This window comes from Streptomyces sp. NPDC004647, assembly GCF_040609575.1.
In the GTDB taxonomy this organism is placed as follows: Bacteria; Actinomycetota; Actinomycetes; order Streptomycetales; family Streptomycetaceae; genus Streptomyces.
This window is the reverse complement of the sequence record NZ_JBEXKU010000139.1, coordinates 1-11,851: the sequence shown is the minus strand read 5'-3', so window position 1 is coordinate 11,851 and position 11,851 is coordinate 1. Positions and strand designations below refer to the sequence as shown.

At 70.6% G+C, this 11,851-nt stretch carries 8 protein-coding genes and 2 pseudogenes; 5 read left to right on the top strand and 5 right to left on the bottom strand.

The genetic code is table 11. The features are described from left to right. Window positions 1-140: 140 nt before the first annotated feature. The 5 genes and pseudogenes from ABZW18_RS33090 to ABZW18_RS33070 form a co-directional block, all read right to left on the bottom strand. The gene (locus ABZW18_RS33090; protein WP_356194816.1) at window positions 141-1,250 is read right to left on the bottom strand and encodes a 2-oxoacid:ferredoxin oxidoreductase subunit beta; all 1,110 of its coding nucleotides are present in this window, start codon (window positions 1,248-1,250) and stop codon (window positions 141-143) included. Next, a complete protein-coding gene (locus tag ABZW18_RS33085; RefSeq protein WP_356194813.1) occupies window positions 1,243-3,192 on the bottom strand; it encodes a 2-oxoacid:acceptor oxidoreductase subunit alpha in 1,950 nt (649 codons plus the stop codon). Before ABZW18_RS33085 ends, ABZW18_RS33090 begins: the two co-directional genes overlap by 8 nt. 256 nt (window positions 3,193-3,448) lie before the next feature. Continuing rightward, a complete protein-coding gene (locus ABZW18_RS33080) occupies window positions 3,449-4,108 on the bottom strand; it encodes a response regulator transcription factor (RefSeq protein ID WP_356194821.1) in 660 nt (219 codons plus the stop codon). Between the two features lie 221 nt (window positions 4,109-4,329). After that, entirely contained in the window at window positions 4,330-5,676 is a 1,347-nt protein-coding gene (locus ABZW18_RS33075; protein ID WP_356194810.1) for a sensor domain-containing protein, read from the bottom strand. A 422-nt stretch (window positions 5,677-6,098) separates the two neighbouring features. After that, window positions 6,099-7,284 (bottom strand): annotated as a pseudogene (locus tag ABZW18_RS33070) (sensor domain-containing protein). 172 nt (window positions 7,285-7,456) lie between these two features. Here ABZW18_RS33070 and ABZW18_RS33065 point away from each other — a divergent pair. The 5 genes and pseudogenes from ABZW18_RS33065 to ABZW18_RS33045 form a co-directional block, all read left to right on the top strand. Next, window positions 7,457-7,873: an NADH-quinone oxidoreductase subunit A gene (locus ABZW18_RS33065; protein ID WP_356194807.1), complete on the top strand. Its 417-nt coding sequence runs from the start codon at window positions 7,457-7,459 to the stop codon at window positions 7,871-7,873. After that, window positions 7,864-8,475, top strand: a pseudogene (locus tag ABZW18_RS33060) (NADH-quinone oxidoreductase subunit B family protein); the annotation flags it as partial. The gene ABZW18_RS33065 and the pseudogene ABZW18_RS33060, both read left to right, overlap by 10 nt. A 551-nt stretch (window positions 8,476-9,026) precedes the next feature. Further along, complete coding sequence (locus ABZW18_RS33055; RefSeq protein WP_356194819.1) at window positions 9,027-10,319, top strand: NADH-quinone oxidoreductase subunit C; 1,293 nt, start codon at window positions 9,027-9,029, stop codon at window positions 10,317-10,319. After that, window positions 10,316-11,284, top strand: a complete 969-nt coding sequence (locus ABZW18_RS33050) for a complex I subunit 1 family protein (RefSeq protein ID WP_356194805.1) — start codon at window positions 10,316-10,318, stop codon at window positions 11,282-11,284. Before ABZW18_RS33055 ends, ABZW18_RS33050 begins: the two co-directional genes overlap by 4 nt. Then, a partial coding sequence (locus ABZW18_RS33045) for an NADH-quinone oxidoreductase subunit I (RefSeq protein WP_356194803.1) occupies window positions 11,284-11,851 on the top strand: 568 nt, incomplete at its 3' end. The genes ABZW18_RS33050 and ABZW18_RS33045, both read left to right, overlap by 1 nt.

Genomic DNA, 11,851 nt, shown 5'->3' with positions numbered 1-11,851 from the left:
TCACACGCCGCCCACCGATAACAACCCCTACGTGGCCACACTCATCCCCACCACCACGCTCTTCCGATCTGTCAGGCCCGGGCCGCGTCCGGGTCGTGCGTCGAAGTCCCGCTCGTGCGTCGGGATCCCGACGCAGCGGGTCAGCCGACGACCGTCCAGGTGTCCTTGCCGGTGAGCAGCGCGCCGAGGTCGCCCTTGCCGAACCGCTCGACCGACTTCTCCAGCTGGTCGGCCATCAAGGTGTCGTAGACCGGGCGCTGGACGCTGCGGAGCACCCCGATGGGGGTGTGGTGCAGCGTGTCGGCGTCGGCGAGCCGGGAGAGGGCGAACGCCGTGGTCGGCGAGGCGGCGTGCGCATCGTGCACCAGCACGTCCGCCGTGCCCTCGGCCGTCACATCGATGACCTCGAGGTCGCCGGTCGTCCGGTTCCGTACGACACCCTTCGTGCCGAGGCCGTCCCCGCCCTCTTCCTCCCGGAACGGCGTGCCGAAGCGGATCGGCTGCCCGTGCTCCAGCCGGATCACCGCCTCCTCCGCCCGCTCCTTGTCCTTGAGGACCTCGAAGGCGCCGTCGTTGAAGATGTTGCAGTTCTGGTAGATCTCCACCAGCGCCGTGCCCGGGTGGGCGGCTGCCTCCCGCAGCACCTGTGTGAGGTGCTTGCGGTCGGAGTCGACCGTACGGGCCACGAAGGAGGCCTCCGCGCCGAGCGCGAGCGACACCGGGTTGAAGGGCGCGTCCAGCGAGCCCATCGGCGTCGACTTCGTGATCTTCCCGACCTCCGACGTCGGGCTGTACTGGCCCTTCGTCAGGCCGTAGATCCGGTTGTTGAACAGCAGGATCTTGAGGTTCACATTGCGGCGCAGCGCGTGGATGAGGTGGTTGCCGCCGATGGACAGCGCGTCGCCGTCACCGGTGACGACCCACACCGACAGATCGCGGCGCGAGGACGCGAGACCGGTCGCGATCGCCGGGGCGCGCCCGTGGATCGAGTGCATTCCGTACGTGTTCATGTAGTACGGGAAGCGGGAGGAGCAGCCGATGCCCGAGACGAAGACGACGTTCTCCTTCGCCAGACCGAGCTCGGGCATGAAGCCCTGTACGGCGGCGAGGACTGCGTAGTCACCGCAACCGGGGCACCAGCGCACTTCCTGGTCGGACTTGAAGTCCTTCATCGACTGCTTGGCGTCGGCCTTGGGAATGAGTGAGAGCGCCTGGCTCGTCGAGAGGCCCCCCGTCATCGTCTCAGCCATCGATGGCCTCCTTGGCGCTTTGTTCACTGACCTCTGCGAGGTGGGTCGCAAGCTGTTCGGCCTTGAACGGCATGCCATTGACCTGGGTGAAGGATTGGGCGTCGACCAGGTACTTCGCCCGCAGCAGTGTGCTGAGCTGTCCGAGGTTCATTTCCGGTACGACCACCTTCTCGTAACGCGCCAGGACCTCTCCGAGATTCCGCGGGAAGGGGTTGAGGTGGCGCAGATGCGCCTGGGCGATGCTGCCGCCGGCGGCGCGGATACGGCGTACGGCCGCGGTGATGGGCCCGTAGGTCGAGCCCCAGCCCAGCACCAGGACCCCGGCCTCGCCGTCGGGGTCGTCCACGGCGATGTCCGGCACCTCGATGCCGTCCACCTTCGCCTGCCGGGTGCGCACCATGAACTCGTGGTTGGCCGGGTCGTAGCTGATGTTGCCCGTGCCGTCCTGCTTCTCGATGCCGCCGATGCGGTGCTCCAGACCGGGTGTGCCCGGCACCGCCCATGGCCGGGCGAGGGTCTGCGGTTCGCGCTTGTACGGATGGAAGACTTCCGCGCCGTCCTCGGTGGTGTGGTTCGGGCCGGTCGCGAACTGCACCCGGAGGTCCGGGAGTTCGTCCACCTCCGGGACCCGCCAGGGCTCCGAGCCGTTGGCCAGGTAGCCGTCGGAGAGCAGGAAGACAGGGGTGCGGTAGACCAGGGCGATGCGGGCCGCCTCGAGGGCGGCGTTGAAGCAGTCGGCCGGGGTGGCCGGGGCCACGACCGGGACCGGGGCCTCGCCGTTGCGCCCGTACATCGCCTGGAGCAGATCGGCCTGCTCGGTCTTGGTCGGCAGCCCGGTGGACGGCCCGCCACGCTGGATGTCGATGACCAGCAGCGGGAGTTCCAGTGACACCGCGAGGCCGATGGTCTCCGACTTCAGGGCCACGCCGGGTCCCGAGGTGGTCGTGACGCCGAGCGCGCCGCCGAAGGCCGCGCCCAGCGCCGCGCCGATACCGGCGATCTCGTCCTCGGCCTGGAAGGTCCGCACGCCGAAGTTCTTGTGCTTGGACAGCTCGTGCAGGATGTCCGAGGCCGGGGTGATCGGGTAGGAGCCGAGGTAGAGCGGCAGATCGGCCTGCCGGGAGGCGGCGACCAGCCCGTAGGACAGCGCCAGGTTCCCGGAGATGTTGCGGTACGTGCCCGCCGGGAAGGCGGCGGAGGCCGGCTGCACCTCGTAGGAGACGGCGAAGTCCTCGGTCGTCTCGCCGAAGTTCCAACCCGCCCGGAAAGCAACCACGTTGGCCTGGGCGACCTGCGGCTTCTTCGCGAACTTCGACCGCAGGAACTTCTCGGTGCCCTCGGTCGGGCGGTGGTACATCCAGGAGAGCAGGCCGAGCGCGAACATGTTCTTGCTGCGCTCCGCCTCCTTGCGGGAGAGGTCGAATTCCTTCAGCGCCTCGACGGTGAGCGTGGTCAGCGGCACCCGGTGGAGGCTGTACGCCTCCAGCGAGCCGTCCTCGAGCGGGTTGGTCGCGTACCCCACCTTGGTCATCGCGCGCTTGGTGAACTCGTCCGTGTTGACGATGATCTCCGCGCCGCGCGGCACATCCGCCAGGTTGGCCTTGAGTGCCGCCGGGTTCATCGCGACCAGCACATTCGGCGCGTCGCCCGGAGTGAGGATGTCGTGGTCCGCGAAATGCAGCTGGAAACTGGACACCCCGGGCAGCGTGCCGGCGGGAGCCCGGATCTCGGCAGGGAAGTTCGGCAGCGTGGACAGGTCGTTGCCGAACGACGCCGTCTCCGACGTGAACCGGTCACCCGTCAACTGCATACCGTCACCGGAGTCGCCCGCGAAGCGAATGATGACCCGGTCTAGACGCTTGACTTCCTTGCCGGGGCTGAGCTGATCCCCGGTGACTGCCCCATCGGCCGACTCGGCCTGGGTACTGACCTTGCTGGTCACTGAACTGGACCTCCTTCGAGGCGGCGGCTCGGGACTGGTCGTGATGCCGGCCGTCGTCCCGCTGGCCACTGTACGACGGTAAGGGTCGCCTTCCTTTGAAGTGTCACATGGTGGACTCACTTATGAGACACCCTTTTGCGTAGATTCAGCATGATATGCCCGACTGCCCGAACCTCATACGTTGGGCCCAGGACCATGGACCGAGCCGACTTCCGTTGAGTGCGCCCAGCACGCATCTTGGCCATGAGGCGGCCCGTCAGGAGTTGAGATGGGTGAGAACCGCGAGCACTCGACGGTGATCCCCGTCACTCTGCGAGAGGCCGAGCTTCAAAAAGATATTGCTGACGTGCTTCTCGACGGCGCCGTCGCTGACCACCAGCTGCCGTGCGATGGCCGAATTCGTACGCCCCTCGGCCATCAGCCCCAGGACCTCCCGCTCCCGCGGGGTGAGCCCGGCCAGCACGTCCTGCTTGCGGCTGCGTCCCAGCAGCTGGGCGACGACCTCCGGGTCCAGCGCGGTGCCACCGCCGGCCACCCGCACCACCGCGTCCACGAATTCCCGTACCTCGGCCACCCGGTCCTTCAGGAGGTAGCCGACGCCCCGGCTGCTGCCCGCCAGCAGCTCGGTCGCGTACTCCTCCTCGACGTACTGGGAGAGCACCAGCACGCCCATCCCGGGGTGGTCCCGGCGCAGCTGCACCGCGGCCCGTACACCCTCGTCGGTGTGCGTCGGCGGCATCCGTACGTCCGCGACCACCACGTCCGGCAGCTGGCCCTGGTCGGCCAGCTCTCCCACGGTCTTGATCAGGGCTTCCGCGTCGCCGACCCCGGCGACCACATCGTGCCCGCGGTCGGTCAGCAGCCGGGTCAGGCCCTCCCGTAGCAGCACCGAATCCTCGGCGATGACCACCTGCACCCTGTCCTCCACGTTCCTCAGCCCCCCGAATCGCTGCGTCCCCGCGGTGTCCCGCCGGTGTCCCGCCCCTGTACAGGGCTCAGCATTCCAGGATTCGGACGCCCCTGGCGTCCGGCGGAAGGAGGATTAGGGGGTGAGGGGGGTGAGTTCCGCGCGCACGGGGAGCCGGAGAGCCGGGGGAGTGAGCGGAGCCCGGGGGAGCCGGTCGTGAGCCGGGGGGCTCACGACCGGAAGGCCGGCTGCTGATGCGGGGAGCGCCAGGGGAGTTCGGCGGTGATGGTGGTACCGCCCCCCTCGGGGGAGTTCACGATGAGGAGACCGTCGACCGCATCCAGCCGCTCGGCGAGCCCGGCGAGTCCGGAACCCACCGACGTGTCGGCGCCGCCCCGCCCGTCGTCCGCGATCTGCATCATGATCCGGTCCTCTGCGCGCCACACGTCGACGGAGGCGCGGGTCGCCCTGCTGTGTTTGCTGATGTTCTGCAGGAGTTCGGAGACGGTGAAGTAGGCGATGCCTTCGATGGCGGGGGCGGGCCGCTGGGGGAGGTCGACGGTGACGTTGACGGGGACGGTGCAGCGTGCGGAGAGGGCGGAGAGTGCTGGGCTGAGTCCGCGGTCGGTGAGGATGGCGGGGTGGATGCCGCGGGCGAGGTCGCGTAGTTCCTGGAGGGCGAGTTTCACTTCGCCGTGTGCCTCGTCGACCATGCGGGCGGCGGTGTCGGGGTCCTCGAGCAGCTTCTCCTTCGCCAGACCGAGATCCATGGCGAGGGCGACGAGGCGGGCCTGGGCGCCGTCGTGGAGATCGCGTTCGATGCGCCGGAGGTCGGCTGCGGCGGTGTCCACGACCGACCCACGGTCCGACTCCAGCTCCGATACGCGGGTGGCCAGCCGGGTCGGCCCGAGCAGCCCCGACACCAACAACCGGTCCACCTGCGTCAGACCGCGGAACACCCACGGGGTGGCGATCACGATCAGCAGGCCGACAGCGGCGGTCGCGGCCATCTCGAACGGCGTATCCAGGTAGAGGCCGTTGCCGTCACCGTCGCCGTACACCTGCATACCGGACTGCTCGCCGTAGCGCGGAAACACCCACTTCCACAGCGGATAGAACAGCAGCGCCCAGCCGTTCACCCAGAGCACCAGCGACACGCAGAAGCCGAACACCGCCCAGGGGAAGTGCAGTACGCAATAGAGCAGATGCCGCCAGGAGACGCCGTTGGCCAGCATCGCGCCCATCCACGCCGTGGGCCCGCTGCGGCCCTTCCTGGGACGTACGGGCAGGGGATCGGCCACGTCCAGGCGGAGTAGCGCGCGGGCCCGGGCGCGCTCCATGTAGCCCAGCCCGCGGGCGCCGGCCAGGGCAGCGGCCAGCACCGGCACGCCGAGGAAGGTGACCAACAGGCCGACCCCGAGGGAGGTCATCGTGACGGCGAAACAGAACATCGTGGTGGCGACAGGCAGGTTGAGCAGCAGATAGAGGAACTCGCGCCAGGTGCGGCCCTCCAGCGGCGCTCGCAGCGCCGCGGGCATCCGGTGCGTGCCCGTCTCCGGTCCGTATGCGATGGCCATGGTGACGTCCGTTTCTGCGGTCCGACGCGTGTGTGTATGGCTCAAGCCTGCTGGAGCGGGGGCTGCCGGACCATGGCGTCGGTCGGTGTCTTGGAGAGGGGGTTTTCCCCACCCATCGAGGTGGCGATAGTGCCCGTTGCCCGCCCGCTGGCCCGCTCGCCCGTGCGGTTGCCGGGTACGGCGGTACGGCGGTACGGCGTGGCGGAACGGCGGTGCGGCCCCGGTCCCGGCGGCGGGTACGGTCCCGGCTGCGCAGTTGTACGGTCGCGGCTGAGCGGGTGGGAGGGCCCCGGCTCGCGGTCGGTACGGCCGCGGCTCTGGCCGAGTACGGTCCGGCCCGGCGCGTCACGGCCGCGGTTCACGCCGGTACAGCCGCGGTTCAGGCCGGTACAGTCGCGGCTCTGGCCGAGTGCAGCCCCGGCTCAGCCGTCGGTGCGGTCCCGCCAGGGGAGCTCCGCCGTCACGACCGTCGGGCCGCCCACCGGGGAGCCGAGCGCCAACTGCCCGTCCACAGCGCCCAGCCGCTCCGCCAGCCCCGACAGCCCGCTACCGGTGTCCAGGCGCGCCCCGCCGCGGCCGTCGTCCTCGATCCGGACCAGCAGCCGGTCCTTCGACCGCCACAGCTCCAGGGACGCCGTACTCGCCTCGCTGTGTTTGCTGATGTTCTGGAGGAGTTCGGAGACGGTGAAGTAGGCGATGCCTTCGATGGCGGGGGCGGGCCGCTGGGGGAGGTCGACGGTGACGTTGACGGGGACGGTGCAGCGTGCGGAGAGGGCGGAGAGTGCTGGGCTGAGTCCGCGGTCGGTGAGGATGGCGGGGTGGATGCCGCGGGCGAGGTCGCGTAGTTCCTGGAGGGCGAGTTTCACTTCGCCGTGTGCCTCGTCGACCATGCGGGCGGCGGTGTCGGGGGTCCTCGAGCAGCTTCTCCTTCGCCAGACCGAGATCCATGGCGAGGGCGACGAGGCGGGCCTGGGCGCCGTCGTGGAGATCGCGTTCGATGCGCCGGAGGTCGGCTGCGGCGGTGTCCACGACCGACCCACGGTCCGACTCCAGCTCGGCGATCCGCCGCTCCAGCTCGTCGGAGGGGGAGAGCAGACCGCGCGCCATCGCCCGGTCGGCGTTGGTCAGCCCGCGGGCGATCCAGGGCAGCACCGGCCAGAGAGCGAGGAAGCAGCACAGAGTGACGGCGAAGGTGGCGATCCCCCAGGGCAGCCGCATGAAGGAGTAGAGCACCGCCCGCCAGCCGACCGGGTCCTTCAGACTCGTCCACATCCAGGAGAGGAAACCACCGCGGGCGTGCTGCCGGATCGGGCTCGGCTCGTCGATCCGTACGCCCAGCAGGCCGCGCGCTCGGGAGCGCTCCCAGCGCCCGAGCAGCCGCGCGCCCGACAGCCCGAAGGCGAGCAGGGGCAGACCGATCACCGTCAGCGTGAGCACCGCGCCGGAGAACAGCCAGGTGGAGACGTAGACGAAGCCGAGAACCGCCATCGGCAGATTGACGAGGAGATACGAGATCTCCTTCCAGGTCTGCGCGCCGAAGGCGAGGCGCGCGGGCGGCAGCCGGTCGTCGTTGCCGGCGCCGCCGGCCTGAGGGGTGCTCTCGGTCATGCGAGCCAGCCTGCCGGGCCGGGCCGACCGGACGCCATGGGGTGGTTAGGTGGCTTGAAGTAGGGATAACCCCACCTCGGCTTGAGACGGCTGGTCACGGCGTCTGCGGCAGGGCCTAGACTCCCGTGCGTACAGATCGTCGAACAAGGCAGCCAGGGAGCGAGGGGCGGACGTGCTCGAGCCGACGTCGACCGTACTCACGGCACCGGTCCATCTGGCGGCGGACTACTTCGAGAGTTACTCGGTGGTCGGCCTGCTCGCCGTGGTCGGAATGCTGTTCGTCGCCGTGGCCTTCGGGGCCGGGCGGTTGCTGCGCCCCGTGGTGCCGACGCCCGAGAAACTCCTGACGTACGAGTGCGGCGTGGACCCGGTCGGCGAGGGCTGGGCGCACACGCAGGTGCGCTATTACGTCTACGCCTTCCTGTACGTGATCTTCGCGGTGGACTCGATCTTCCTGTTCCCCTGGGCGACGATCTTCGCCGCGCCCGGCTACGGCGGGACGACGCTGGTGGAGATGTTCATCTTCCTCGGCTTCCTCGCCGTGGGCCTTTTGTACGCCTGGAAGAAGGGCGTTCTGGAATGGACGTGACACCCGCTCCCGAGATGCTGCCGGAGCCTCGCCGGCTGGGCACCCTGGCCCGCCTCGCCCCGGAACCCATGAAGGTGGTCCTCAACTGGGGCCGCCGCTACAGCCTGTGGGTCTTCAACTTCGGACTCGCGTGCTGCGCGATCGAGTTCATCGCCGCGTCCATGGCGCGGCACGACTTCATCCGGCTCGGGGTGATCCCCTTTGCGCCGGGGCCGCGGCAGGCCGACCTGATGATCGTCTCCGGCACGGTGACGGACAAGATGGCGCCCGCGGTGAAGCGGCTCTACGAGCAGATGCCCGAGCCGAAGTACGTGATCTCCTTCGGCGCCTGCTCGAACTGCGGCGGGCCGTACTGGGACTCGTACTCGGTGACCAAGGGCGTCGACCAGATCATCCCGGTGGACGTTTATGTCCCGGGCTGCCCGCCGCGTCCGGAAGCGCTGCTGCAGGGCATCCTCAAGCTCCAGGAGAAGATCGCCCGCGAGTCGCTGGGCGACCGTTACGGGCCCGCCGCCGGCACGGGCGTGCGTGCTGCGGGCGCGGGCCGGGCGTCGACGACGGCGCTGCGGAGCGGCCTGGTGTCCGGTCCCACTGGCTCTGGCTCCACTGGCTCTGGCTCCACTGGCTCCACTGGCTCCACGGGCACCACTGTGCCCGCGTTCGGGCACGGTGCGGGTACGGAGGGTGGTTCGACCTCGGCTGAGACCACGGGTTCGGCTGGTGCGGACGGCGGTGCGGCGGCGGATGGCCGGACCGGGACTGCCGCGGCGAACGGCGGTTCCGGAGGCGGCTCTGCGGACCAGGGCGGCAACGGCGCGGGCGCGCCGCGGCCCGCGCAGGAGGGACCGGCCGCCCGGGAAGAAGGGGGCGACCGGTGACCGAACCCACGGAGCCGAAGAAGTCCCCGGAGCGGACCGACGCCGCGAAGCAGACCGAGTCAGCCGGGCCGGCGGAGGCCGCCAAGCAGAGCCAGTCCGCGGAGCCGACGCAGCTCGCGGAGCAGAGCGAGGCCGCGGAGCAGACGCGGGGGAGCGGGACAAGCAAGTCCGCCGACCCAGCTGCCACTTCGGACCCAATCGCCCCAGCCGCCCCAACCGGCGGCGACGCCTCGACGCTGCCTCCGGGTGCGGAGCCCGAAGAAGCAGCCGCACCGGTGGCGCAGCCGCCCGTCGGGTGGCTGCCTGCCGGCGCAGTTGAGCTCTTCGGCGAGGGGGCGAGCGCCGAGGAGTCATACGGCCTGCTCACCGTCGACGTCCCGGCCGCGGAGTGGACCACCGCGCTCGAGACCGCGCGGGACACCCTCGGCTGCACATACTTCGACTGGCTGAGCGCGGTCGACGAGCCCGGTACGGGATTCCGCATCTCCGCGCACGTCGTGGCCATCGGGACTCCGGCCGGTTCGGCCCGTCCGACCCCCGCTCCGACCGCCGGTCCGGCAGCCGCCGGGACGACCGCGACCGGGACGACCGCGACCGGGACGGCCGCGGACACCCCCGTGACCGGCGGCGCACCCGCGGCCGGCGGCAGCGCGCCGCGAAGGTTGCTCGTCCGTACGACCGTGCCGCACGACGCCCCCGCGCTGCCCACCGCGAGTGGTGTCTACGCGGGAGCGGACTGGCACGAGCGCGAGACGCACGAGATGTTCGGCGTCGACTTCACCGGCCACCCCCACCTCGTGCCGCTGCTGCTGCCCGAAGGCTTCGAGGGGCATCCGCTGCGGAAGGACTTCGTACTGGCGGCGCGCGTCGTGAAGGCGTGGCCCGGGGCGAAGGAGCCGGGGGAGTCCGAACACGGCGGCCCCAAGCGGCGGCAGATGCTCCCGCCGGGCGTTCCGGATCCCAATGAGTGGGGGCCGCTCAAGGGCCAGCTGCCCCCGGCGCCCGCCCGTCCGGCCCGCGGCGCCCGTGCGGCCGCGGGTGACCGTCCGCCGCGCCGGGCTCGCACCGCGGGCGCCGGCTCGGCGAGCCAACAGCCGGAGGCCGAGGCGTCCTCAGCAGCAGCGGCGACGACGCCCACGGACCGCCCGGCCCGCCGGACGCGCAGCGCGACCGAAGGAACCGCGAGCGGGCAGCAGCCTGAGGCGACGGACACCGCGCAGCCGACCGCCCCGGAAGCCATCACGCCGGAAGCCACCGCCCCGAAGCCGCCTGCTCCGAATGCGGCCGCTCCGGAAGCTCCCGCCCCGGAGTCGCCCGCACCCGAGTCGCCCGCACCCGAGTCGCTCGCCCCGGAGGCTCCCGCTCCGGAAGCACCGGCCGCGGATGCACCGGCCGTGGATGCACCGACCGCGGAAGCAGGCCCCGCCACGTCTCGCCGGACCGGTGGCGAGAGCGCGGGGAAGCGGTCCGCGGACGCCCCGTGGCACAATCCCCGCCCCGCCCATGACGCCCCCGCCACCACGGACGGCGGGGCCAACAACGAGCCCGAAGGGGGCGAGACCCCGTGACCGACGTCCTCGACGTCCTGTGGCGGCTGCTCGCCGTCTTCGCTGCCTTCCTCGTTCTGCCGCTGGTCGTCGGCCAGACCGAGCACAAGGTGATGGCCCATATGCAGGGCCGGGTCGGGCCGATGTACGCCGGTGGGTTCCACGGGTGGGCCCAACTCGTCGCGGACGGCGTGAAGTTCGCACAGAAGGAAGACATCGTGCCCGCCGGCGCCGACCGGCGGATCTTCCAACTCGCGCCCGCCGTCGCCCTGCTGCCATATCTGCTCGTCCTCGTCGCCATACCGATCGGCCCCGGAGAGGGCGCCGTCGGTCAGGTCGTCGACGCGGGCATCTTCTTCGTGCTCGCGGTCATGGGGGTCGGCGTGCTCGGCTCGCTGATGGCGGGCTGGGCTTCGGCGAACAAGTTCTCCCTGCTCGGCGGCCTCCGTACCGCCGCGCAGCTGCTCGCGTACGAGCTGCCGATGCTGCTCACGGCCGGTTCCGTGGCGATGGCCGCCGGTACCGTCTCGCTCGTCGGGATCGTGGGTGCCTTCCACTGGTGGTGGGTGCCGTGGCAGATCGTCGGCGGGCTCGTCTTCTTCACCGCGGGCCTCGCCGAGCTCCAGCGGCCCCCGTTCGACATGCCGGTGGCCGACTCCGAGATCATCTTCGGCGCGTACACCGAGTACACGGGGCTGCGCTTCGCGCTCTTCCTGCTCGCCGAGTACGCGGGCATCATCGTCCTCTGCGCTCTGACCACCGTCCTTTTCCTCGGCGGCTGGCACGGCCCGGGCGGGGCGGACGGCCTCGGCTGGTTGTGGACTCTGCTGAAGGCCGCGATCCTCGCGTTCGGCGTCATCTGGCTGCGGGTCAGCTACCCGCGTCTGCGCGAGGACCAGCTCCAGAAGCTCGCCTGGACCGTTCTCATCCCGCTCGCGCTCGCCCAGATCGCGCTCACCGGCATCGTCAAGGTGGTGATCCAGTAATGGCTGCGTCCTCTTCGGCCTCCTCGCCCTCCCGGTCCCGTATTCCGGGCAGCGGCCTCGCGAAGGGCCTCGCCGTCACCCTGCGCACGATGACGCGACGCTCCGTCACCGCGCACTACCCGGACGTACAGCCCGAACTGCCGCCCCGGAGCCGCGGCGTGATCGGCCTGTTCGAGGAGAACTGCACCGTCTGCATGCTGTGCGCCCGCGAGTGCCCGGACTGGTGCATCTACATCGACTCCCACAAGGAGACGGTGCCGGCCGCGGCGCCCGGCGGGCGCGAGCGCAGCCGTAACGTCCTGGACCGCTTCGCCATCGACTTCGCGCTCTGCATGTACTGCGGTATCTGCATCGAGGTGTGCCCCTTCGACGCGCTGTTCTGGTCCCCGGAGTTCGAGTACGCGGAAGAGGACATCCACGACCTCACCCACGAGCGGGACAAGCTCCGTGAGTGGATGTGGACGGTGCCCGCACCGCCCGCTCTGGACGCGTCGGCCGAGGAGCCGAAGGAGCTCGGCGCGGCCCGAAAGACCGCGGACAAGCTCGCCGCCGCCGAAGCCGCCGAGG